At 71.5% G+C, this 21902-nt stretch carries 24 protein-coding genes; 2 read left to right on the forward strand and 22 right to left on the reverse strand.

Annotated elements, in window-relative coordinates; translation table 11 throughout:
* From lepB to rpsP, 5 genes are read right to left on the reverse strand one after another with little or no spacing between them, the layout of a single operon-like run.
* Positions 1-564: a signal peptidase I gene (lepB, locus tag ACULPM_RS04650; RefSeq protein ID WP_167929405.1), complete on the reverse strand. Its 564-nt coding sequence runs from the start codon at positions 562-564 to the stop codon at positions 1-3.
* A complete protein-coding gene (gene trmD / locus ACULPM_RS04655; RefSeq protein WP_167929406.1) occupies positions 551-1309 on the reverse strand; it encodes a tRNA (guanosine(37)-N1)-methyltransferase TrmD in 759 nt (252 codons plus the stop codon). The genes lepB and trmD overlap by 14 nt, the downstream gene beginning before the upstream one ends.
* Entirely contained in the window at positions 1306-1842 is a 537-nt protein-coding gene (locus ACULPM_RS04660; RefSeq protein WP_167929407.1) for a 16S rRNA processing protein RimM, read from the reverse strand. The genes trmD and ACULPM_RS04660 overlap by 4 nt, the downstream gene beginning before the upstream one ends.
* 6 nt (positions 1843-1848) lie before the next feature.
* The gene (locus ACULPM_RS04665) at positions 1849-2139 is read right to left on the reverse strand and encodes a KH domain-containing protein (RefSeq protein WP_167929408.1); all 291 of its coding nucleotides are present in this window, start codon (positions 2137-2139) and stop codon (positions 1849-1851) included.
* Positions 2140-2148: 9 nt separating this feature from the next.
* Entirely contained in the window at positions 2149-2484 is a 336-nt protein-coding gene (gene rpsP / locus ACULPM_RS04670) for a 30S ribosomal protein S16 (protein ID WP_075280206.1), read from the reverse strand.
* A gap of 225 nt (positions 2485-2709) precedes the next feature.
* On the opposite strand from rpsP, the gene ACULPM_RS04675 reads away from it, so the two are divergent.
* Positions 2710-3387, forward strand: coding sequence for a response regulator transcription factor (locus ACULPM_RS04675; RefSeq protein WP_167929409.1), 678 nt, complete (start codon positions 2710-2712; stop codon positions 3385-3387).
* Positions 3368-4633, forward strand: coding sequence for a sensor histidine kinase (locus ACULPM_RS04680; protein ID WP_167929410.1), 1266 nt, complete (start codon positions 3368-3370; stop codon positions 4631-4633). The genes ACULPM_RS04675 and ACULPM_RS04680 overlap by 20 nt, the downstream gene beginning before the upstream one ends.
* Before the next feature lie 35 nt (positions 4634-4668).
* Here ACULPM_RS04680 and dinB read toward each other — a convergent pair whose 3' ends face one another.
* The 17 genes from dinB to mreC form a co-directional block, all read right to left on the reverse strand.
* Positions 4669-5937 (reverse strand): DNA polymerase IV, encoded by a 1269-nt coding sequence (gene dinB / locus ACULPM_RS04685; protein WP_445331422.1) that lies wholly within the window; start codon positions 5935-5937, stop codon positions 4669-4671.
* Between the two features lie 39 nt (positions 5938-5976).
* On the reverse strand, positions 5977-6738 hold the full coding sequence (locus ACULPM_RS04690) for a transposase (RefSeq protein WP_445331423.1): 762 nt from the start codon (positions 6736-6738) through the stop codon (positions 5977-5979).
* Between the two features lie 78 nt (positions 6739-6816).
* A complete protein-coding gene (rsfS, locus tag ACULPM_RS04695) occupies positions 6817-7167 on the reverse strand; it encodes a ribosome silencing factor (protein ID WP_445331424.1) in 351 nt (116 codons plus the stop codon).
* Positions 7168-7177: 10 nt separating this feature from the next.
* Positions 7178-7819 carry a bis(5'-nucleosyl)-tetraphosphatase (symmetrical) YqeK gene (gene yqeK / locus ACULPM_RS04700; protein WP_445331425.1) on the reverse strand — a complete coding sequence of 214 codons (642 nt, stop codon included), beginning with the start codon at positions 7817-7819 and terminating at the stop codon, positions 7178-7180.
* The gene (gene nadD, locus ACULPM_RS04705; RefSeq protein ID WP_445331426.1) at positions 7819-8526 is read right to left on the reverse strand and encodes a nicotinate-nucleotide adenylyltransferase; all 708 of its coding nucleotides are present in this window, start codon (positions 8524-8526) and stop codon (positions 7819-7821) included. Before nadD ends, yqeK begins: the two co-directional genes overlap by 1 nt.
* Positions 8523-9782, reverse strand: coding sequence for a glutamate-5-semialdehyde dehydrogenase (locus ACULPM_RS04710; RefSeq protein ID WP_445331427.1), 1260 nt, complete (start codon positions 9780-9782; stop codon positions 8523-8525). The genes nadD and ACULPM_RS04710 overlap by 4 nt, the downstream gene beginning before the upstream one ends.
* Before the next feature lie 72 nt (positions 9783-9854).
* Complete coding sequence (gene proB, locus ACULPM_RS04715; RefSeq protein WP_445331428.1) at positions 9855-10967, reverse strand: glutamate 5-kinase; 1113 nt, start codon at positions 10965-10967, stop codon at positions 9855-9857.
* A complete protein-coding gene (obgE, locus tag ACULPM_RS04720; RefSeq protein ID WP_445331429.1) occupies positions 10968-12359 on the reverse strand; it encodes a GTPase ObgE in 1392 nt (463 codons plus the stop codon).
* A 310-nt stretch (positions 12360-12669) separates the two neighbouring features.
* The gene (rpmA, locus tag ACULPM_RS04725; RefSeq protein WP_075576640.1) at positions 12670-12918 is read right to left on the reverse strand and encodes a 50S ribosomal protein L27; all 249 of its coding nucleotides are present in this window, start codon (positions 12916-12918) and stop codon (positions 12670-12672) included.
* A 31-nt stretch (positions 12919-12949) separates the two neighbouring features.
* Entirely contained in the window at positions 12950-13258 is a 309-nt protein-coding gene (gene rplU, locus ACULPM_RS04730; RefSeq protein WP_167929419.1) for a 50S ribosomal protein L21, read from the reverse strand.
* A gap of 184 nt (positions 13259-13442) precedes the next feature.
* Entirely contained in the window at positions 13443-14180 is a 738-nt protein-coding gene (locus ACULPM_RS04735) for a TIGR03936 family radical SAM-associated protein (protein WP_445331430.1), read from the reverse strand.
* Positions 14177-16054 (reverse strand): TIGR03960 family B12-binding radical SAM protein, encoded by a 1878-nt coding sequence (locus ACULPM_RS04740; RefSeq protein ID WP_445331431.1) that lies wholly within the window; start codon positions 16052-16054, stop codon positions 14177-14179. The genes ACULPM_RS04735 and ACULPM_RS04740 overlap by 4 nt, the downstream gene beginning before the upstream one ends.
* On the reverse strand, positions 16051-16989 hold the full coding sequence (locus ACULPM_RS04745) for a hypothetical protein (RefSeq protein WP_445331432.1): 939 nt from the start codon (positions 16987-16989) through the stop codon (positions 16051-16053). Before ACULPM_RS04745 ends, ACULPM_RS04740 begins: the two co-directional genes overlap by 4 nt.
* A 42-nt stretch (positions 16990-17031) precedes the next feature.
* The gene (locus ACULPM_RS04750; RefSeq protein ID WP_445331433.1) at positions 17032-18246 is read right to left on the reverse strand and encodes an FtsW/RodA/SpoVE family cell cycle protein; all 1215 of its coding nucleotides are present in this window, start codon (positions 18244-18246) and stop codon (positions 17032-17034) included.
* A gap of 9 nt (positions 18247-18255) precedes the next feature.
* Complete coding sequence (gene mrdA, locus ACULPM_RS04755; RefSeq protein WP_445331434.1) at positions 18256-20298, reverse strand: penicillin-binding protein 2; 2043 nt, start codon at positions 20296-20298, stop codon at positions 18256-18258.
* Between the two features lie 9 nt (positions 20299-20307).
* Complete coding sequence (mreD, locus tag ACULPM_RS04760) at positions 20308-20850, reverse strand: rod shape-determining protein MreD (RefSeq protein ID WP_167929424.1); 543 nt, start codon at positions 20848-20850, stop codon at positions 20308-20310.
* 9 nt (positions 20851-20859) lie between these two features.
* Positions 20860-21900 (reverse strand): rod shape-determining protein MreC, encoded by a 1041-nt coding sequence (gene mreC / locus ACULPM_RS04765; protein ID WP_445331435.1) that lies wholly within the window; start codon positions 21898-21900, stop codon positions 20860-20862.
* Positions 21901-21902: the final 2 nt, after the last annotated feature.

Consider the following 21902-nt stretch of genomic DNA (forward strand, 5'->3'; position numbering starts at 1 on the left):
CTAGAGCGCCCCGATGCGAGAGAGCGGCCAGTAGATGAACAGTGCCCTCGATGTTACGTCATCGACGCTCACGGGGCCGAAGTAGCGCGAGTCCTTGGAGTTGGTTCGGTTGTCCCCCATGACCCAGACGCAGCCGTCGGGGACGACGTAGGGGTACTCGATGCCCGCGGAGCCCTCGAGGTCCGAGAGCGAGTAGGTCGGCCTCCCGCCGACGTAGGGCTCATCGAGCGCCTCCCCGTCGACGTAGACGGCGCCGTCGACGAGGTCGATGGTCTGGCCGCCCACCGCGACGACGCGCTTGATGAGGGTCTCCCCGTCGAGCGGGCTCTCGAAGGTGACGATGTCGCCCTGGGCGGGCGCCTCGAAGCGCAGGCTCACCTTCTCGCCGAGCAGCATGTCGCCCTCGAGGATCGTGTCGCGCATCGACCCAGAGGGGACGTAGTAGGGCATCCCGACGAAGGTCCTGAGCAGGAACGCCACGCCGACCGCGAAGGCGACGCTCCCGATGATCCAGCCGTGGCGGGCGAGGAATCCCTCGCGCCCCGGGGCCTCATGACTCGCCATGAGCGCCGTCCCCCCTCGTCTCGCGCGCGACCCGCTCGGCGAAGTCGCGCTCCTCCGTCGTGAGCTCGGCCGCCCCCAGCAGGTCGGGCCGCCAGCGGGCGGTGCGCTCGATCGCGCTGCGCCTCCGCCAGGCGTCGACCCGGGCGTGGTCGCCCGAGAGGAGCACCTCGGGCACCTCCATGCCGCGATAGCTCGCGGGGCGGGTGTACTGGGCGTACTCGAGCAGGCCGGCGGAGGAGAACGACTCGTCCTCCGCGCTCCTCTCGTCGCCCAGGGCGCCCGGCAGCAGGCGGACCGTCGCGTCGATGACCACGAGCGCCGCCAGCTCGCCGCCCGTGAGGACGTAGTCGCCGAGCGATATGACCTCGTCGGCGAGCGAGTAGGCGCGCTCGTCCATGCCCTCGTACCGTCCGCAGACGAGCAGCACGCGCTCGCGCCGCGAGAGCTCCTCGGCGCGCGCCTCGTCGAAGCGGGCGCCGCAGGGCGAGAAGAACACGACGTGGGGCGCGGGGCCGTGCGACGAGAGGTCGTCGATCGCCTCGAAGATGGGGGCGGGCTTCATGAGCATCCCCTGCCCCCCGCCGAACGGCGCGTCGTCCACCGTGCGGTGGCGGTCGTGCGTCCAGTCGCGCAGGTCGTGCGCGCGGAACTCGAAGACGCCCGCGCGCTGGGCGCGGCCCATGATGGACGCGTCGAGATAGGGGGCGAAGACGTCGGGGAAGACGGAGAGGGTCTCGAATATCACAGCGACCCCCCCTCCCCCGGCCAGCCGAGCCCGCGCGGGACGCGGATGGGGATGGGCCCCTCGTCGGGCACCGTCGAGACGACCTCGTCGACCACCGGGACGAGGACCTCGCCGCCGCCGTCGACGTCGAGGACCCACACGTCGTTCGCGGGGCCGCTCATGACCTCGCGTATCCGCGCGCGGCGGCCGTCCCCCTCGCCCACGACCTCCCGGCCCACGAGGCGCTCCGGGTCGTGCAGGGCGAGGTCCTCCGGCAGGTCGCGCTCGCGGGCGAGCAGGAACCGGCCGACGAGGCGCTCGGCCGACGAGACGTCGCCGACGCCCGAGAGCGCGACGAGTCTCCCCGCGCGCCCCTCTCCCGAGGCCGAGACGACGGTGCGCCAGCGCGGCCCCTTGAGCTCGGGCGGCAGCACGGCGACCTCGAGCCCCTCGCGCACAAGTGAGGGAAGGCCGTGGACGGGCTCCGTCACGACCTCCCCTCTTCTCCCGCGCGCCTTGGCGACGCGGGCTATGGTCCTGTAGCGCTCGCGCATGCGCCCCTAGCCTACGACCTCGACCTCGACCATCGTGCCCACGCGCTGCCCGAGGGCGCGCGCGAGAGTGCGGATGGCCTTGATGGTGCGGCCCTTGCGGCCGATGACGCGTCCGGCGTCGTCCTCGGAGCACGTGACCTCGATGAGGGACGAGCCCTCGCTGTCCGTCACGTCGAGCGACACGGCCTCCTGGTCGTCGACGAGCCCGCACACGATGTACTCGACGAGGTCGGCGACCCGGTCGGACGGGAGCTCGCGCCCCTGCGCCCCGTCGAGCGCGCTGTCCGTGGCCTCCATGGGGCGCGCCTACTCGGCGTCGGCCTCGGCGGCAGCCTCGGCGGCGGCAGCGGCCTTGGCGGCGGCCTTCTTGGAGAGCTTCGCCTTCTTCTCGACGACGGGCTCGCCGGTGCGGGCGATGTCGATCAGGTGGGCGACGGCGTTGGTCGGCTGGGCGCCCTTGGCGACCCACTCGTCGACCTTCTCGAGGTTGATGTCGATGACCTTCGGGGTGGTCAGCGGGTTGTAGCGGCCGACCTCCTCGATGTAGCGGCCGTCGCGCGGCATGCGGCCGTCGGCGACGACGACGCGGTAGTACGGGCGCTTCTTGGCACCGTGGCGGGCCAGGCGAATCTTAACTGCCAATGAAAACTCCTCCGATACGTGCGGTGCGCGTGGTTGGTAGGTAGGCCGCACCGCATAGCCACATAGCAGTTAGACATCATACCGCTCCTCAATGTGGTCGCAAGGTGCAGTTTTTGTGAACGGCTGGCGTCGAGTCCGTGCGCGCCCGGGCGAGTTCAGGAGAAATTAAGGCTCGGTGGGTAGGATAGCAGCGACAAGTGCAGCCGAGGCCGACAGGGGGCACCTATGAACATACTGGTCGTCGAGGACGAGAGAAACCTCGCGGACGCCATCGTCCGCATCCTGGAGGGGGCCTCCTACAACGCCGAGGCGGTCTACGACGGCACCTCCGGGCTCAGGTCGGCCCTCTCGGGGGCCTACGACGCCGTGGTGCTCGACGTGATGCTGCCCGGCATGAGCGGCTACGACGTGGTGCACGAGATGCGGCGCGAGGGCTCCGCGACGCCCGTGCTGCTCCTCACCGCCCGCTCCTCGACCGCCGACAAGGTCGAGGGCCTCGACTCCGGCGCGGACGACTACATGACGAAGCCCTTCGAGGCGGCCGAGCTCCTCGCCCGCCTGCGGGCCCTCACGCGCCGCCGCGGCGACGTCATGCTCGACGAGCTGACCTTCGGCGACATCCGCCTCGACCTCGAGACGCACGACCTCTCCTGCGGCGAGTCCTCCGTCCACCTCTCCGGCAAGGAGTTCGAGGTCATGAGCGTCCTCATGAGCTCCTCGGCACGCGTCGTCTCCAAGCAGGACCTCCTCCTCAAGGTCTGGGGGGCCGACGCCGAGGCGTCCGAGAACTCCGTCGAGGCCTACGTCTCGTTCCTGCGCAAGAAGCTCGCCCACGTGGGGTCCGCCGTCCAGATCACGACCCTCAGGATGCTCGGCTACCGCCTTGAGACGTTCGAGCGATAGCGCCCGGCGCGAGCCGATGCTCGCGCGGCTGCGCCGCAACTTCATCGCCGTCGCGATGTCGATCGCCGGCGCCGTCCTTCTCGCCTCGCTCGGCTCCTCGTTCTTCTCGTCCTACACCACGCAGCAGGCCCTGACCGACGACCTGCTCACGCGCGCGCTCTCCGCAGAGAGCTGGGCCGCCGCCAGAATCGGCGACGGCGACGGGCGTGGCGCGGACGTCATGCTCGCCGTCGCGGTCGACGTGGGGTTCGACGGCACGGTCAGCCTGAGCAGCGCCACCCCCCTCACGATCTCCGACCCCGCGCTCGAGGAGCTTCTCGCCGAGGCGCTCTCGAGCGAGTCGGCGTCCGGGAGGAACTCCTCCTATCACGTTGCCTGGATGCGGGCCTCGACGCCCAGCGGCTGGCGCGTGGCCCTCGCCGACACCTACTCGAGGGACGCCGCCCTGCGCGCGCAGGCGACGATGGACGCGGCCATCTTCCTCGTGGCCATGGCCGCGCTCCTGCTCGTCGTGAGGCGCCTCGCCCGCTGGATCCTGCGCCCCGTCGAGGAGGCGTGGGACCAGCAGAGGCGCTTCGTCTCCGACGCCTCGCACGAGCTCAAGACCCCGCTCGCCGTGATACTCGCCAACGCGCAGATCCTCGAGACGGCCGAGGGCGTGCCCGAGGACGCCCGACGCTGGGCGAGAAGCACGGCGGAGGAGGCCAAGCACATGAAGGGCCTGGTCGAGGACCTGCTCACCCTCGCGCGCGCCGACGAGCAGCGGGCCTCCGGGGAGCGCGCCGCCGCCGAGCGCGTGGACCTCAGCGCGCTCGTCGACGGCTGCGCGCTCGAGTTCGACGCCGTCGCCTTCGAGCGGGGCTGCTCGATCGAGAGCTCCCTCGAGCCCGGCCTCTCCGTCGTCGGGGACCCCTCGCAGCTCGGGAGGCTCGTGCGGACGCTGCTCGACAACGCGACGAAGTACGCCGCGCGCGGCACCGAGGTGCGCGTCGCGCTCGCCCGGGAGGGTCGGCGCTGCCGCCTTGCGGTCACCAACCTCGGCGACGTCATCGCGCCAGAGGACCTCGAGCACCTCTTCGAGCGGTTCTACCGCACCGACCGCGCGCGCGAGCGCCAGCCGCAGGGGGGCTTCGGGCTCGGCCTCGCGATCGCACGCAGCATCGCCGAGGCGCATGGCGGCACGATCGGGGCCGCCTCGAGCCCCGAGGAGGGGACGACCTTCACCGTCCTTCTCCCCCTCGCCTGACGAGGACGACCTGGCCGAGCGATGGGTCGCCGCCGTCAGAAGTCCGACTTGTTCAGCGGGGCCGTGTCAGAGGTCCTCTGCCTGAAGCGCAGGTCGCGCCCGTAGCCCACCGCCGCGTCCCCGAAGCGGTCGCGGACGGCGTCCGTCACGCGGCCGAGCGCCGAGAGGTCTCGCGTCACGCCCGCGTCGCTTCCGGCGGAATCGCCGAAGAGCGCGAGCTGCTCCGCGCCCGGCCCGTCGAACCCCGACACGCCCACCCCCACGAGCCGCGCCGGCATCCCCGGCGCCCACACCTCGTCGAGCAGCGCCGCGGCCGCCCTCCCGAAGACGCGCTCGTCGTCGGTCGGCGCGGGGAGCGCGCGCTGGGCGGTGTGCCCGTGCCCGACGTCGTACTTCAGCTTGAGCGTCACCGTGCGCCCCTTGAGGCCCTTGCGGCGCAGGCGGCGCCCCACGACGGCGGCGACGTGCAGTATCGCGGCCTCGATCTCGTCACGCTCCGTCAGGTCGGACGAGAAGGTGCGCTCGTTGGAGACCGACTTGACGTCGTCGGGCGCGGCGGCCTCGGCGACGCGGCTCCGCTCGCGCCCGGCGGCCCGCACCGCCATCCTGGGGCCGAGGACGCCGAACTCCCGCTCGAGCGCGCGCACGTCGGCGCGTGAGAGCTCGCCGAGCGTGCGGATGCCCATGCGCCTCAGGCGCTCCTCGGTCGCGGGGCCGACGCCGCTCATGGCGCCCACCGGCAGCGGGGCGAGAAACGCCCGCTCGGTGCCGGGCGGGACCACGGTGAGGCCGCGGGGCTTCTCGCGCTCGGAGGCGATCTTGGCGACGGTCTTGTTGGCCCCGAGCCCGATGGAGCAGGTGACGCCGAGCTCGGCCACCCTCCTCTGGACGCGGCGGCAGATGGCGACGGGGCTCTCGCGCGAGAAGCGCCCCGGGGTGACGTCGAAGAACGCCTCGTCGATGGAGACCTGCTCGACGAGGGGCGTCTCCTCTCCGAGGATTCCCATCACCCGGGCGCTCATCTCGCGGTAGCGGTCGAATCGCCCCTGCGTCCATATTGCGTCGGGGCACAGGCGACGCGCGGTGGCCGAGGGCATGGCCGAGCGCACGCCGAAGCGCCGCGCCTCGTATGACGCCGTGGAGACCACCCCGCGGCGATCCGCCGAGCCGCCCACGATGACGGGCCTCCCCCGCCACTCGGGATGGTCGAGCTGCTCGACGGACGCAAAGAAGGCGTCGAGGTCAAGCAGGCCCACGGCCGGGCCCTCCCACTCCAGGGGCACGATGTTCGAAGCTCCGTCCATGGGACGATTATACGTTGCCTAAAGGGGGACAGGCCCCATTTAGGCATTCCTGCGACGATGGGTCGCGTGCGAGATCGTGCTTCTCCCTATGCCCGTGAGGCGCTCGACCTGCCGGATGGTGAGGCCCGCATCGCGCATCAGCTGAAGGAGCCGGTCTCTCTCGGCGCGGCCCATCGCCTTCAGGGCGGAGGGCTCGACGTCCCCGAGGGTCTCGCGCGCCACGGCGAGCGCCTCGTCGTCTGACACGCGTGCCCCCAGCCGCTCAACGTAGCCGAGGTAGTCGGCGCCTGCGCTGAAGTCGACGAACCCCTCTGGCCCGCCGAGCATGTCGAGGACGGTCCCCGTGCGTGCCAGAATCGTGGCGCCGCCGGCATACTCGGCGTAGCTGCTCCACGGATACTCCTCCGCGCGGCATATGCCGGCGCGCGCCGGGTTGTCGTGGATGTAGCGCACGACCTGAAGGAGCTGGCGGTCCGAGGTGACGGGGACGCTCTTGAACCTCCCGTCGAAGACGTGGCCGACATGCCCGGTAAGCCGGTTGAAGTGCGCGACATAGCGTCCGGCGAGCCGATGCATGGCATGGCTGAGCTCGTCTGCCGAATCCTCGAGGAGCAGGTGGACGTGGTTGCTCATGAGGCACCACGCGAGCACGTTGATCCCGGCGTCGCCCAGGCATTCCCGCGCGAGCAGAAGGAAGAGCCTCCTGTCGCCGTCGCACTCGAATATGATCTGACGTCCGCTGCCGCGCAGGACGACATGGTAGAAGCCCTGCTCGGCACGAACCCTGGGGCTTCGCGCCATGATTGCCTCCTCACCGCGTGGCAAGAAGGCTAGCACGATGCGGACGAGATAGCTTGCCTAAAAGGGGCCTGTCCCCTTTTAGGCAAGGTCGAGGCGAGGGGCGTCGCCCCAGAGGGTCTCGAGGCGGTAGAAGTCGCGCGACTCGGGGCGGAAGACGTGGACGACGACCGAGCCGTAGTCGACGAGCACCCAGGAGAGCGCCTCCCTCCCCTCGCAGGAGAGGGGCGAGACGCCGCAGTTCTTGGAGACGCGTTCCCGGACCTCGTCGACGATGGCGTCGACCTGGCGGGCGTTCGCCCCGGTGCAGATGACGAAGTAGTCGCAGACGTCGGTGAGCGACGTGAGGTCGAGGCAGACGAGGTCCTCCGCCTTCTTGTCGTCCGCTGCATGGGCGGCGACGCGGGCGATCTCGAGCGGGGTGAGGGGCATGTTCTTCTCCTTACGGGCGACCCTCGGCGCGGCGCGCGGCGAGGGCGTTGTAGACTTCGATGGTGCCGGGATAGAGGTAGCGTCCTCCCTCGAGGACGTAGACGATGCCGCCGACGAAGGACTCCCAGAAGAGGTCGTCAAGCGACGCCACGCCCACGAGCGAGCGGCTCCGCTCGATGCCGGGCGTGTCAGGCCGGAGCGGCTCGATCCCGTCCGCGACGAAGAGCACCTCGTCGAGCGGGGACATGTCAGGCGCGGCGGAGGTGTGGACGGATATGGCGTGCCACACCTCGGAGGGCAGCTCGGGGTAGCGCGCCGGCAGCGTCCGGGCGGCGATCACGCCATGGAGCAGCGGAAGGACGAGCTCGAGGTCGACCCCGAAGTCGAGGCCGAGCCCGCGCGCGGCCTCGAGCTGCTCAGAGGCGGAGGACGCCTTGGCCCAGTCGTGGAGCAGCCCCGCGGCGCGCGCGAGGAAGGGGTCCACCCTGTAGGCCACCGCGAGCCGCTCGGCGGTCCGGGCGACCGAGAGCGAGTGCGCGAGGCGTCGCTGCTTCCTCGCGAGGTGCCCGGAGACGTCGGACTCGATCCTCGCGAGGAGCGCGCGCTCCTCGGGCGCGTACGCGACGGCCCCGGCGCGACTCCTGCCGCCCACTAGGAGACCACCTCCCCGGTCTGGCCGTACCTTCCCCTGCTGGCGCCATAGAGGCCGTGCTTGTGGAGGTATCCCGTGACCTGGTCCGGCGTGAGGTAGCGCAGGCTCTGCCCGGCACGCACGCGCTCGCGGAGGTAGCTCGACGAGATGGCGAGCGCGGGGACGGAGAGGTACGTCACGTCGAAGTCGAGCCCCGAGGCGGCGATGACGTCCCAGGCGCGGTCGAGGTCATAGCCCGGGCGCGTCGCGCCCACGAGGTGCGCGAGCCGGGCGATGTCCGCGGCGTCGCGCCAGGTGACGATCTCGGTGATGGCGTCGGCGCCCGTGATGAAATAAAACTCGACGTTAGGCGGGTAGAGCCCGCGGAGCAGCCGGAGCGTGTCGGCCGTGTAGGTAACGCCGTCACGGTCTATCTCGAAGCGCGAGGCGACGAAGTGGGGGTTGTCGGCCGTCGCGAGCAGCGTCATGGCGAAGCGCTCCTCGCCCGAGGTGACGTCCTGGTCGAGCTTGAAGGCCGGGCGTCCGGCCGGCATGAACACCACGAGGTCGAGCCCGAGGTCGTCGAAGGCCTGCTCCGCCGCGACGAGGTGGCCGTGGTGGATGGGGTCGAAGGTACCGCCCATGATGCCGAGGCGATAGGTGCGCCCCTCGTCCGCCCCGAGGACGGGCAGGTCGGCGGCGCGCAGCGCGGAGACGTCGACGCTCATCGCACCTGCCCGTCCCCGCGGGCGAGGTACTTCGTCGTGGTGAGCGCCGCGGCGCCCATGGGCCCGCGCGCGTGGAGCTTCTGGGTCGAGATGCCGATCTCGCCGCCGAGCCCGAAGACCCCTCCGTCGGTGAAGCGGGTCGAGGCGTTGGCGTAGACGGCTGCGGCGTCGACCCCGGCGAGAAACGCCTCGCAGGCGCCGTAGGACTCGCTCACGATGGCCTCGGAGTGCCCGGTCCCGTAGCGGTTGACGTGCTCGATGGCCTCCTCGACGCCCTCGACGCAGCAGACGGACATCTTGAGGTCCAGGTACTCGGTCCCCCAGTCCTCCTCGGTGGCGGCCCCCATCTCGACGCCGCACGACGCGGCGACGGAGCGGGCCGCATCGTCGCCCACGAGCTCGACCCCCCGCTCGGAGAGGGCGAGAAGGACGGGCGGCAGGAGCCGCGCCGCGGCGCACGAGTCGACGAGGAGGGACTCCGCGGCGTTGCAGACCCCGGGGCGGGAGCACTTGGCGTTCGTGACGATCCGCACGGCCTTCTCGGCGTCGGCCTCGCGATTGAGGTAGATGTGGCAGTTGCCGGTGCCCGTCTCGATGACAGGGACGGTCGCGCGCTCCACGCAGCGGCGGATCAGCGCGGCGCCGCCCCGCGGTATGAGGGCGTCGACGAGGTCGTTGGCGCGAATGAGCTCGTCGGTCTCCGTGTGGGCGGCGTCGTCGGAGACGTACTGCAGGGCGTCTGCGGGCAGCCCCGCCTCCGAGAGCGCGTCGCGGCATGCGGCGGCGATCGCCTCGCAGGACTCGCGGGCCGCGGAGCCGCCCTTCAGGACGCAGGCGTTCCCGGAGCGCACGCAGAGCGCGAACGCGTCCGCCGTGACGTTGGGCCGCGCCTCGTAGACGATGGCGACGACGCCGAGCGGGACGCTGACCTGCTCGATGCGGACCCCGCACTCGAGGGTGCGCCCGCCGACGACGCGGCCGAGCGGGTCGTCCTGGCGCGCGATGTCCTCGAGGGCCGAGGCGATGGAGCGAAGGCGCCCGTCGTCGAGCAGCAGGCGGTCCTGGAGGGGCGCCGGCATGCCGGCCTCCCTCCCCCGCGCGAGGTCCCGCGCGTTCGCCGCGCAGATGTCGGCGGAGCGCTCGAGGATGAGCCGCGCGGCGGCGCGTATGGCGCTCGATCTGTCGGCCGCGCTCGAGCGACCGAGCCGTATGGACGCCTCGCGAGCGAGCGAGGCCTTGGTGCGAGCCTCTGACATGGGCCGCTCCTTTCGCAGGGTCTGACCCCGATTATATAGCGTCCGCCGCGCCGCGGCCCCGCGGGCAGGGGGCTAGAAGACGAGGAGGTCGTCGCGGTGGACGGCCGGCTGGGCGCGGTCCTGGCCGAGGAACCGCGCGATGACGTCCAGCTTGATGCCGCGGACGCGGCCCATGTCCTCCGACGAGTAGCGCGCCACGCCGCGGCCGATGACGTCGCCCTCGGGCGAGCGGACGTTCACGACGTCCCCCGCGGCGTAGCCGCCCGTCGTCGAGACGACGCCGACGGGCAGGATCGAGGCGCCGTTCTCGAGGACGGCGCGCGCGGCGCCCTCGTCGAGGGTGATCGTGCCGCGCGGGACCTCCGCGAGACCGATCCAGAGCTTCCTGCCGCCCTCGTGGGGGGAGCCTGCGGGCGCCTCGAAGCGCGTGCCGACGGCCTCGCCGGAGACGACCTGCTCGAGCACCCGCTCGCGCCGGCCGCGGCAGACGACCATGGGGATGCCCGCGGCGAGCATCGCGCGGGCTGCGCGGAGCTTGGAGGCCATCCCGCCCGTCCCGAACGAGGTCCCCGCGCCCCCCGCGACGGACATGAGCTCGTGGGTGACCTCGCTCACGCGGCCGATCAGCTCGGCCCCCGGGTCCTCCTGGGGGTTGGCGGTGTAGAGGCCCTCGACGTCCGAGCAGATGACGTAGAGGTCGGCCCCCACGAGCGCGGCGACCAGCGCGCCGAGCATGTCATTGTCGCCGAAGGCGAACTCGGCGGTCGAGACGGTGTCGTTCTCGTTGACGACGGGGACCGCGCCGAGCTCGAGCAGGCGAGTGAGCGTGCTCCTTGCGTTGAGGAAGCCGTCCCGGTCCATGACGTCCCGTCGGGTGAGCAGGACCTGACCGCAGGGGATGCCCCGCTCGGCGAGGACGTCGGCGTACGCCTGCGTGAGGTTCGCCTGCCCCGCGGCGGCGCACGCCTGCAGCGTGGCGATGTCGTCCGGGCGCTCGGCGAAGCCGAGGACGTCACGGCCGGCGGCCGCGGCGCCCGAGGACACGACGACGACCCGCGTCCCCCGCGCGACGAGGGCGGCGACCTGGTCGCAGAGCGAGCGGATGAAGGCGCGGTCGAGCGCCCCGCCCCCGTCGACGAGGGTGGAGGACCCGACCTTGACGACCAGCAGCCTCGGGACGCCCATCTAGGCCTCGCCCTCCCCCGCCAGGACCTCGTCGTCCCCGTCCGCGACCTCGTCGAAGTCGGGGGCCTCGTCGGCGCCCTCGAAGGTGAAGGCGAGCTCGAGGATGCGGACCTCGTCGCCGCTGACGGCGCCCGCCTTCGCGAGCGCGTCGTCGAGCCCGCACCGGGAGAAGCGGTGCTGGAGGTAGGCGACGGCCTCGTCGTTGTCCCAGTCGGTCTGGACGACCATGCGCTCCACCTGCGAGCCGGTGACGCGCCAGGCGTGGCGCTCCTCGCGGGAGACGCGGATCTGGCGGTCGCGGCGCTGCCGCTCGAGCTCCCAGCGATCGCTGAGGTCGGGGGCGGGCCCGGACTCCACCGCGGCGGCGCGCAGGCGCGCGACGTCGGCCGCGCAGGCGCTCACGAGGGCGTCGAGCCCGACGCCCGTGGCGGCAGAGACCGAGAAGAACGCCCGCCCGTCGGCCTCAGCGGCGGCGCGCAGGCGCTCAACCTGGTCATCGACGCCCGGAAGGTCGCACTTGTTGGCCACGACGATCTGCGGGCGCTCGGCGAGCTCGGCGGCATAGGCCGAGAGCTCGGCGTTGATGGCGTGGTAGTCCTCGACCGCGTCGCGGCCCTCGTAGCCGCCCGTCACGTCGACAACGTGGAGAATGAGCGCGGTGCGCTCGATGTGCCGCAGGAACTGGTGGCCGAGGCCCCTGCCCTCGCTCGCGCCCTCGATGAGCCCGGGCACGTCGGCGACGACGAAGGACTGGCCGCTGGCGGCGCGGGCGACGCCCAGGTTGGGGACCAGCGTCGTGAACGGGTAGTCGGCGATCTTGGGGCGCGCGGCGCTGATGCGCGCGATGATGGAGCTCTTGCCCACCGACGGCATGCCCACGAGCGCGACGTCGGCCATGAGCTTCATCTCGAGCTCGATCCAGTGCTCGCGCGCGGGCTCGCCCTTCTCGGCGAAGGCCGGGGCGCGGCGGACGGAGGTGACGAAGTGGATGTTGCCTCGCCCCCCGGCGCCGCCGGGCGCGACGACCACGCGCTCCCCGGGGCGCGTGAGGTCGGCGATGTCGTAGGCGGGCGTCTGGGTCTCGGGGTCGAGCTCGCGGACGACCGTCCCGACCGGCACGCGCAGCACGAGGTCCGCCCCGTCGCGCCCGTGCCGGCGGGCGCCCTGGCCGTGCGTCCCGCGCTCCGCGCGGAAGTGGTGCTTGTAGCGGAAGTCGATGAGCGAGGAGAGCTGGGGGTCGGCCTCGACGATGACGTCGCCGCCGCGCCCTCCGTCCCCGCCGTCGGGGCCTCCCTTGGGCACATAGGCCTCGCGCCGGAACGACATGCAGCCCGCGCCGCCGTCGCCGCCCTTGACGTTGATGTGGGAAAGATCGGTAAACGTGTTCTCCACGCGCTTCTCCTTTGGTCGGAACCCCATGGTACGGCAACCGCCCGGCAGCGTCCAACCTGCGGGCACGCACCCCGGCGGGGCGAGCCCCGCGTCCCCCGGGCATCCGCGCACCCCAGCTCCCCGCTCGTCGGGGCCAGCGTGTTCAGCCCGCGTCTGGCGAGGCGACGGGCCCCGCCGCGAGTTCTGCAGCCACGCGCCCCCCGCGTGGCGAAGCTGTCCGAGCGCCGGGGTCCGTCGCCTCGCCAGACGCGGCCCGGGATACGAAAAGGGCCCCGACGAGCGGGGCCCTGGGGTGCGATATGACCGAGACTTACGCCTCGCGGACGTGCACGCGGTGCTTGACGCCCTTGGTGAACTCGACGGTGCCGGCGGTGAGGGCGAACAGGGTGTCGTCCTTGCCGATGCCGACGTTGTCACCGGGGTGGATGTGGGTGCCGCGCTGACGGACGAGAATCTCGCCGGCCTTCACGAACTGGCCGCCGTAGCGCTTGGTGCCCAGACGCTGGGCGTTGGAATCGCGGCCGTTGCGGGACGAGCCGAGACCTTTCTTGTGAGCCATGGTGTGACCTGCCTTCTACTCAGATACGAAACTACGCGGGAATCTCGACGACCTGGAGCTTCGTCAGGTTCTGACGGTGGCCCTTGGTGCGGTGATAGCGCTTGCGCTTCTTGAGCTTGAAGACGAGGACCTTCTCGCCCTTGAACTGGTCGACGACCTCGGCGGTGACCTTCTTGCCCTGGAGGGAGGCGGGGTCGACGATGGTCGTGGTGCCGTCGTTCAGGAGAAGGACGTCAAGCTCGACCTTGTCGCCAGGCTGCGCGTCGAGCTTCTCGACGTCGATGACGTCGCCCTTGGCAACCTTATACTGCTTGCCACCAGTTGCTACGATTGCGTACATGTGCGAAACCCTTCATTGCTGGCGTGAATGCAACAGTTGCTTATATTACTAGCAGCGCCCTCGCGCGTCAACGAGGAGTTGCCGTGACCTGCGGGTCCGTAAGGGAAAAGACGGCGCCCGAGCTCATGCGGGGACGATGCGGCCTTGCTCAGGATAGCGGCGCGCGCGGCTCGCTCGCAAAAAACTAGAGAGGCTCCACAAGACGCCCATCTTCCTCATGGCGCTGCGCGACCCTGCGAACGCGCACGGCGTCGGGCATGCCGCGCCCGACCTCGGCGAGCGCCGCGTCGATGAGGGCGCACGGGCGGAGCGAGGCGCGCTCGCCCGAGCGCGTCTCCACGCGGACCCGCACCGAGCCGCGGGGGCCGTCCTCGGCCGAGAGGCCCACGAGCGTCGAGCGCAGATCGACGGTCTTCTCGCGCTCCCCGCGCAGGTAGGTGAGGGTCCCACGCGCCCGCAGGGACTCCACGGCGCGCTCGATCAGGCCGGCGTCGGCGGGCGACGCCACGAGCTCGACCTCCCAGCTCGAGCGGTCCAGCCACGCCTCGAGGGCAGGGGCGGAGCCGGGCGCGTAGGCGGCGCGCGTCGGGGCGAGCGCCGGCGGCGTGGCGGCGCGCAGGAGGCCCAGCGCCTCCTCGGCGTCGACGCGCTCGGTGAGCCGGACGTCGTAGTACTCGCACGCCGAGCTCGCCCCGACGGGCAGGGCGCCCGAGAACTGGAGACGCATGCGCCGGGCGAACCCGTTGCCGATCGAGAACGGCAGCCCGGCGCGCCTGACGCAGCGCTCCACGGTGGCGATCACCTCGAGGTGGCCGAGGTAGGCGAGTCGCTCGTCCTTTCCGTACTCCACGCGCAGGCGCGCGAGCTCGGCCTTGGTCGGAAGGTCCTGCGGGCGCCCCGAGAAGGGCTGCTGCCTCGTCATGAGCGCACCCCCTGAATGACGTTGCCGACGCCGAGCGCGGGGCACACCCCGCAGCCGGTGCAGCTCTCCCGCGTGCAGTCGGGCGTGGTGACCCCCTCCACGGCGCGCAGCCACTCGCGCTGCAGGTAGCCCTTGGCAACGCCGGGCGACGTGTGGTCCCAGGGCAGCGCCGCGGAGAGCGGGAACTCCTCGCACGCCACCTCGGCGAGGCCGAGGCCGCACTCGCTCGCGGCGCGCTCCCAGAGGTCGAACCTGAACTCGCTCGTCCACGCGTCGAAGGCGCAGCCGAGCTCCCAGGCGCGCCGGACGAGCGCGAAGCCGGCGCGCCCCATCTTGGAGAGCGCGCCCTCGACGAGCGACACGTCGGCGTCGTGGTACGAGACGCGAATGGCTCGGTCGCGGACCTCGTGCAGCAGGAGCTGCTGGCGGCGGCGGACCTCGTCGGGGTCGAGCTGGCCCACCCACTGGAAGGCGGTGTAGGCCTTGGGCACGAGCACGGCCACGGATATCGAGACCGACACGCCGCTCTTGGGGCCTCGCCCCACGACCTCGCGTCCGATCTCGAGCACGCGCTCGGCCATCCGCGCGATCCCGACGACGTCCTCGTCCGTCTCTGTCGGCAGCCCGATCATGAAGTAGAGCTTCATGCGCCGCCACCCCTGGGCGAAGGCGTTGCGCGCGGCGCGCTCGAGGTCATCCTCGGTCACGTTCTTGTTGATGACGTCTCTCAAGCGCTGGCTCCCGGCCTCGGGGGCGAAGGTGAGCCCCCCGCGCTTCCCTCCCGCCACAGCCGCCGCCATGTCGACCCCGAACGAGTCGAGGCGCTGCGAGGGGATGGAGACGCGGATGCCCCTCCCCGCGAGCCCCTCGTTCATGCCGCCCAGGATCTCCTCGCACTGGGAGTGGTCGGTCGTGGAGAGCGACGTGAGCGAGATCTCGTTGTGGCCGCTGGCGAGAAGCCCCTCCACGCCGCACGAGACGACCTGCTCCGCCGGGCGCTCGCGCACGGGGCGATACGTCATGCCGGCCTGGCAGAAGCGGCAGCCGCGCGCGCAGCCGCGCAGCACCTCGAGCGAGAGCCGGTCCTGGACGATGCCCATGTAGGGGACGATCCTCTGGGCGACGGCGGGAGTCCCCGCGAAGTCCTGGAGGCAGCGCTTGAGGACGACCTCGGGGACGTCCTCCCCCGCCCTCGGCACCGCGCGGCCCCAGCGCGTGGTCGTCTCGTCCACCGCCACGTCGTAGAGCGACGGTACGTAGGTGCCGGGGACGCGCGCCAGGCGGCGCAGGACCTCGGCGCGGGGGACGCCCTGCGCCCGGGCGTCGCGAATGCACGCGCACGCCTCGACGATTGACTCCTCCCCGTCGCCGAGCAGGACGGCGTCGAGCGCGGGGGCGATAGGCTCGCAGTTCCAGGCGGACGGGCCGCCCGCCAGGATGATGGGGTCGTCCTCGTCGCGCTCGGCGGACGTGAGCGCGATGCCGGCGAGGTCGAGCGTCTCGAGGACGTTGGTGGCGATGAGCTCGTGCGCGAGCGTGAACCCGATGGCGTCGAACGAGGCGAGCGGCGCGGAGCCCTCGAGGGAGAGCAGCGGAACGCCGCGCTCGCGCATGAGCGCCGCCATGTCCCTCCAGGGGAGGTAGCAGCGCTCGCAGCTCATGTCCGGCTGGGCGTTCACGGCGTTGTAGAGGATGGCCACGCCGAGGTTGGGCTGCCCCACCTCGTAGACGTCGGCATAGACCATGCAGAGGTGGAAGGGCCCCTCCTGCTCCTCGCACGCGCCCCACTCGTGGTCAAGGTAGCGGGAGGGATGCTCGACCTGCGAGAGGAGCGGCTCGACGAGGTGGAAGAGGTTCTCGCGCCGCGCCCTCATGCCGCTCCCCCGCCGATCGTGACGTAGTCGTCCGCGCGAGGGGTCGCGGGGAGGGCCTGCGAGGCCGGGGCCGGGGCCGCGGGTGCCGCGCCCTCGGCGGGGCGGCCCGCGCGACCGTCGTCCTCGAGCTCGAGCCGCAGCCTGATGGCGCGCGCCGTGGCGACGGTCCCCCCGTAGCCGACGCAGGCCTTGAGGATGGCGCCCAGCCCCGGGACGAGCCCCACGAGGGCGCGGGCGAGCGAGCGGTACGCGACGCCGCCGCCCATGACGCCGGCGAGCTCGGCCAGCCGCTCGAGGTCGACGTCTCGCCCGTACGCGGCGGCGATGTCGAGCGCGAGGGAGCACTGGCTCGCGCACATGATGGGAAAGTCGGAGCCCGGGATGAGGCTCACCGCGCCCACCGCCGCGTTCTCGAGCGCCCTGCGCGCCACGAGCGCGTCGGTCACCGCACGGCGGCAGAAGGGGAAGTTGGCCGCGAGCGCGAGCGGCTTGTCCGCGGATCGGGCGAGCCAGGCGGCGAGGCCGTCGAGGAGCGCGGCCTCGCTCGAGCCGGCGATGATGCCCACGAGCGGGGCGGTCTGCTCGCCGAGCCCGAGCGGCGGAACGTCGAGCGCCCCCTCGGCGACCATGGCGACGGGCACCCCGGCCCCGGCGTAGGCGCGCGCGAGCGCCGCGCAGGGGCCCTCGCCCACGAGGACGAGCGCGACGTCGGCCGGCTCCGAGCCCTCGGGCGCGGCGGCGAGGCCGCGCACGTCGACGATGCCTCCGGGCCGCTCCGCGACGAGCGCGCCCCGCACGGCGGCGACGACCGCGCGCGGGCAGGTCGCGTCCACGTGGATGCGCACGACCACCCGCTCGTCACGCTGGGCGAACGAGCTCCTCCCCGAGGAGAGCACCTCGAGCGCCCTGCCCAGGGTGACCCTTCGCGTTGCCATGCCTTCCTCCCCTCCTTCCGGGGCGGCGCCCCGGGAACTGCCTCATGCCACCTTCTGGCGGTGCCTCCACACCGACTGCACGACCCCGACCGCCGCCATCTGCACGATCATGGACGACGACCCGTAGCTGATGAACGGGAGCGGGATTCCCGTGATCGGCATGATCCCGATGCACATGCCCACGTTCTCGAGGACCTGGAAGGTCCAGAGCGCCGCGCACCCCACGAGCACGAGCTTGGAGAACGGCGACTCCACGCGCATGGCCAGCAGAATCGTGGCGAAGATCATCCAGGCGAAGAGGCCGAGAAGGACGACCGACCCCACGAATCCGAACTGCTCGGCGAAGGTCGCGAAGATGAAGTCCGTGTGCGCCTCCGGGAGAAAGCCCGACAGCGCCTGCGAGGCGTTGCCCACGCCCTTGCCGAGAAGCCCCCCCGAGCCGATGGCGATCTTGGCCTGGAGGAGGTTGTAGCCGTCCTCCGACGCCGTACCCTCGGGGTCCATGAAGACCGTGAGGCGCTTGAGCTGGTACTCCTTGAGGATGTGCGGAATCCCCTCGATGGAGGAGGTTATCACCACGAAGGCCGCCGCGGCCACGATGAGCGCGATCGTGGCGAGGACCCAGCTGCGCGGCGCGCCGCTGCAGATGATGATCGTCGCCCCGGCGAAGAAGATCATGAGGCCGGTGCCGAGGTCGGTCACCATGATGAGCAGGAGCGGCACGAGAAGCGTCCCGCACATCTTGGCGTAGTCGCGGAAGGAGTCGATCTTCCCGTTGTACTGCGCGCACGTCGCGGCCATGAGGAAGATGACGACGAGCTTGGCGGGCTCGGATGGCTGGAACCTCAGGGGGCCGATCCGTACCCAGCCGACCATGCCTCCGCCCTCGACGCCGAGCCCCGGCACCTTGGGCAGCACCATGAGGACGCACGCGAGGACGAAGAGCACGGTCGTCATGTTCGCGAGGTTCCGGTAGTCGTAGCGCCAGACCACGAACGCGGCCGTCGCGCCGAGCGCGATGCCGGCGAGATGGCTCGTGAAGTTGGCGTCCGGCAGCGCGAGCGAGCACGACCACATGGTGACCACGCTGATGATGAGGATGAGCAGGGTCGGGATGAGCTGCGAGAGGTAGAGCTTCTCGAGCGGGCCGCCGCGCTTCCCCACGCGCGCGCCGCCGGACCCCCCTCGCCCCGCGCGCTGCGCGATCGAGGAGAGGCCCCCGCCCGCGGTGCCCGGTCCGGTGAATTCGCGTGCCATGCTCCCCTCCTAGTCCGTGCCGCCGACTTCGGCGGTCGAGGTGTCGGGCTGCCCGTAGATCGTGCCGAAGATGTCGCGGACGACGAGCATGGCGCTCGACGAGCCCCAGTCTGCGCCGTCGATGTTGGCGAAGACGACGTACTTGGGGTCGTCGGCTGGGGCGTAGGCGCCGAACCAGCCGACGTTTCGGTTGGCGGAGGTCTGCTCGGCGGTGCCGGTCTTGCTGCAGACGCGCACGTCGAGGTTCGTCCAGTGGGCCGCCTGCGTCGGGCTCTCCTCGTAGGTGACCCCGAGCATGCCCTGCTTCACGAGGTCGCGATAGGCGTCCTCCTCGTGGACGTCGTTGATCTGCTCGCAGCGGTAGCGCGAGATGAACCCGTCGCCGATGCGGGCGCGCACGCCGTGCATGACGTGCGGCCGCCAGATGGGGCCGCCGTTGGCGAGCCCGCAGTAGACGCAGGCCATCTGGAGGCAGGTGACGAGCATGTCGCCCTGGCCGATGGCGAGGTTGCAGTTCTCGCCTCCCTGCCAGGTGCTGTCGTTGTCGGAGTAGCCGAGGGACTTGAAGTAGTCCCACTTCCACGCCGCGTCCGGGACGCGGCCGGCCGCCTCGCCGGATATGTCGATGCCCGTCGTCGACCCGAGCCCGTACTCCCGGAAGGTCTCCTGCATGCCCTCGGGGCTGTCGGAGTTCCAGAAGCCCTTGCCGATCTCGTAGAAGACGACGTCGCACGAGTAGGTTATGCCGTCGACGAGCCCCACGCCGCCGTGGCCGCTCTCGCTCCAGCACTTCATGCCGTTGGGGTCGCTCTGGTCCCCCGACCACGTCCACCACCCGGTGCAGTAGTAGCCGGAGTCGGGCGACGCGATCCCGTGGTCGAGCGCCGCGAAGGTGGTGAGCGGCTTGATGACCGAGCCGGGAGGGTACTGGCCGGCGATCGCGCGGTTGAGCATGGGGTTGTGCGCGCCCTCGTCCTGGAGCGCGTCCCAGTCGGCGGTGGAGATGCCGCCCACGAACACGCTCGGCGAGAAGGTCGGGTTGCTCGCCATGGCGAGGATCTCGCCGTTGGTGCAGTCCATGACGACGGCGGACCCGCCGACCGAGTCGATTCCGGTGTCGCGCATCTCGCCCACGATGCGCTCGAGGGACTCCTCGGCCGTGCGCTGGACGTCGACGTCGAGCGTGAGCACGAGGTCGGAGCCGCTCTGCGGCTCGATGCTGGTGGAGAGGCCCAGGACGTCGCCATAGGCGTCGATGTAGACGACCTGCTCGCCGCGCACGCCCTGGAGCACGCTCTCGTAGGCGAGCTCGACGCCGGTCTGCCCCACAACGTCGCCGGAGCGATACGTGATGCCGTCGCCGTCGGACCCCTCGCTCGCCTTGAGCTGCTCGGAGGTCACGGTGCCGGTGTAGCCGACGACGTGGGCGGCGAGCGAGCCGAGCGGGTAGGAGCGCTGGGTGCGCTGCTCGACCTTGACTCCCGGGAAGACGTCCGGGTGCTCGCCTATGTAGGCGACGACGCGCCGGGAGACGTCGACGGAGACGGTGCGGAGGTTCTGATAGCCCTCGGAGCTGTCCTGCAGGCGGCGGCGGACGGCCTGGGCGGGCATGCCGATGAGGTTGGCGAGCAGCTGCACCTCGACCTCGTCGTCGAGGACGTCCGCGCTCGCCGCCACGGTGAGGCTCGCGCGGTTGCCCACGATCTCGCGCCCGTTGCGGTCCAGGATGCGACCGCGCGGGGCCTGCGTGTAGACGGTGCTCGTGCGGTTTGACTCGGCCTGCTCCGAGTACTCCTCGCTCGAGACGAGCTGCATGGACCAGAGGCGCGCGAGCAGCGTGGCGAAGACGGCCCCGGCCGCCACGGCGAAGCCGGTGAGCCTGCCGGAGATGGTCTTCTCGGCCGAGGAGTCGGAGCCCCCCGACGCGCGCGGGGACGCGCCGCCGATGTCGAACGTGAAGGCTGCCTCCGAGCGGCCGTACACCACGAAGACGACGATCAGCGCGACGGCGAGGACCGCGCACACGATGACGATCACGAGGGAGAGGTCCATGGCAGCCCCCTACACGCCCCGCCTGGAGAAGTGCCCGCCGCCGAGGCTCGGCCCCGAGGGGACGTGGACGCGGGAGAAGTAGTAGGCGAAGGGGAGGAAGAAGACGAAGGTGAGCGCCGCCGTGGGAAGCGTGCGGAACACGAGGACGTCGAGCAGCGAGTCGGCCTGTCCCACGAGAAGCATCGCCAGGTGGTAGACGAGCGACACGACGAGCGACGCCGCGGCGAAGTGGGCCGTAGCCGAGGCGAGGTCCCCCGCCATGCGGTTGCGCTCCTCCATCCCGAGCGCGAAGGAGGAGGCGGAGAGGCAGAAGGCCATGAGGCCGATCGGGCCGGTCGTCGAGAGGTCGAAGAAGAGGCCGGCGAGAAAGCCCGCCACGACGCCGCGCCTGCCACCCGTCTGGAGGGCGACGCAGGCGGAGAACACGAGCGCGAAGTTGGCGCGGCCGTTGCCGAGCCCCACGTTGGGCGCGAGGGCGAGCTGCAGCACCGCGCAGACGAGCGCGAGCACGGCGATGCTGCGCGACTCCCTGTTCCTGTCGGAGACCTGCATGGGCACCCCCTACTCCCCTGTCGTCCCGGCGTCGGCGCCGTCCTGCGCCGAGCCGTCCTGACCCGATTCGCCCGACTGGCCGTCGGCTCCCGACCCGTCCTCCCCCTCGTCCGAGGAGCCCTGGGAGGCGGTGGAGGAGCTGTCCTGGGCGTCCGCGGCGGCGATGTCCTCCGCGGTGGCCCGCTGCTCCTCGGTGAGCGAGGTGATGACGAGCACCTCCTCGTAGTTCTCCGCGTGCGCGAAGGGCTCGACGACGATGGTGAGGTAGGCCGCGCCCGGGCTGCTCTCGACGCTCGTGACCTCGCCGAGGGGGAGGCCCTTGGGGAAGACGCCCCCGAGGCCGCTCGTGACGACGACGTCGCCCTGCGAGACGGTCTGGTCCGCACCGATCAGCGTGAGCTCGAGCTGCCCCGTCACCGTTCCGACGAGCATCCCCTGCGCGCGGCTCGACTGGATCATGGCGGAGACGGATGAGTTGTCGTCGGTCACGAGGCGCACCGTCGAGGTGGCGGGCCCGCACTCGACGATCTGGCCGATGACGCCGGTCGAGGTCGCGACCGGCATGCCGACGGAGAGCCCCGAGGACGTGCCCTTGTCGATGGTGACCGTGGTCCCCCACGAGTCGCCCGAGCCGGAGATGATGCGCGCGGCCGTGGACTGGAGGTTGTTGGCGTCGCGCAGGTCGAGCAGGCCCTGCAGGCGCTCGGCGGACTGAGCGGCCTCCTCGAGCTCGACGTTTCTCGCCTTGAGCTCCTCGTTCTCGGCGCGGAGCTCGGAGAGGGTGGCCTGGTCGGCGGTGAGGTTGGTGACGATGTTGCCGAGCCCCTGGAAGGGGGCGGCGACGGTCGCGCCGAGATAGCGGACCGGCAGCGTCACCGTCTGGAAGGCGCCGCGCACCGCGGCGAGCGGGCCCTCGTCGCCGAAGCGGCAGCTCACGGTGAAGAGCGCGATCGAGACGAGCAGGCACGCGACGAGCGTGCGCCCGCTGCCGCCCTTTCGGTTGTTGCCTATGGTCGGACCCGCCTGCCGCCCCCGCGTAGAGAGAGGCACGC

This window comes from Thermophilibacter sp. ZX-H3, assembly GCF_052599055.1.

Bases quoted from the DNA above. Each gene is read 5' to 3' on its own strand.
- dinB (WP_445331422.1), bottom strand. From the start codon at position 5,937: ATGGACGGAGCTTCGAACATCGTGCCCCTGGAGTGGGAGGGCCCGGCC.
- ACULPM_RS04660 (WP_167929407.1), bottom strand. From the start codon at position 1,842: ATGCGCGAGCGCTACAGGACCATAGCCCGCGTCGCCAAGGCGCGCGGG.
- lepB (WP_167929405.1), bottom strand. From the start codon at position 564: ATGGCGAGTCATGAGGCCCCGGGGCGCGAGGGATTCCTCGCCCGCCAC.
- mrdA (WP_445331434.1), bottom strand. From the start codon at position 20,298: ATGGACCTCTCCCTCGTGATCGTCATCGTGTGCGCGGTCCTCGCCGTC.
- ACULPM_RS04675 (WP_167929409.1), top strand. From the start codon at position 2,710: ATGAACATACTGGTCGTCGAGGACGAGAGAAACCTCGCGGACGCCATC.
- ACULPM_RS04740 (WP_445331431.1), bottom strand. From the start codon at position 16,054: ATGAGGGCGCGGCGCGAGAACCTCTTCCACCTCGTCGAGCCGCTCCTC.
- rsfS (WP_445331424.1), bottom strand. From the start codon at position 7,167: ATGCCCCTCACCCCGCTCGAGATCGCCCGCGTCGCCGCCCATGCAGCG.
- nadD (WP_445331426.1), bottom strand. From the start codon at position 8,526: ATGAGCGTCGACGTCTCCGCGCTGCGCGCCGCCGACCTGCCCGTCCTC.
- proB (WP_445331428.1), bottom strand. From the start codon at position 10,967: ATGGGCGTCCCGAGGCTGCTGGTCGTCAAGGTCGGGTCCTCCACCCTC.
- ACULPM_RS04665 (WP_167929408.1), bottom strand. From the start codon at position 2,139: ATGGAGGCCACGGACAGCGCGCTCGACGGGGCGCAGGGGCGCGAGCTC.
- rpmA (WP_075576640.1), bottom strand. From the start codon at position 12,918: ATGGCTCACAAGAAAGGTCTCGGCTCGTCCCGCAACGGCCGCGATTCC.
- mreD (WP_167929424.1), bottom strand. From the start codon at position 20,850: ATGCAGGTCTCCGACAGGAACAGGGAGTCGCGCAGCATCGCCGTGCTC.
- ACULPM_RS04750 (WP_445331433.1), bottom strand. From the start codon at position 18,246: ATGGCACGCGAATTCACCGGACCGGGCACCGCGGGCGGGGGCCTCTCC.
- ACULPM_RS04690 (WP_445331423.1), bottom strand. From the start codon at position 6,738: ATGGCGCGAAGCCCCAGGGTTCGTGCCGAGCAGGGCTTCTACCATGTC.
- ACULPM_RS04745 (WP_445331432.1), bottom strand. From the start codon at position 16,989: ATGGCAACGCGAAGGGTCACCCTGGGCAGGGCGCTCGAGGTGCTCTCC.
- rplU (WP_167929419.1), bottom strand. From the start codon at position 13,258: ATGTACGCAATCGTAGCAACTGGTGGCAAGCAGTATAAGGTTGCCAAG.
- ACULPM_RS04710 (WP_445331427.1), bottom strand. From the start codon at position 9,782: ATGTCAGAGGCTCGCACCAAGGCCTCGCTCGCTCGCGAGGCGTCCATA.
- ACULPM_RS04735 (WP_445331430.1), bottom strand. From the start codon at position 14,180: ATGACGAGGCAGCAGCCCTTCTCGGGGCGCCCGCAGGACCTTCCGACC.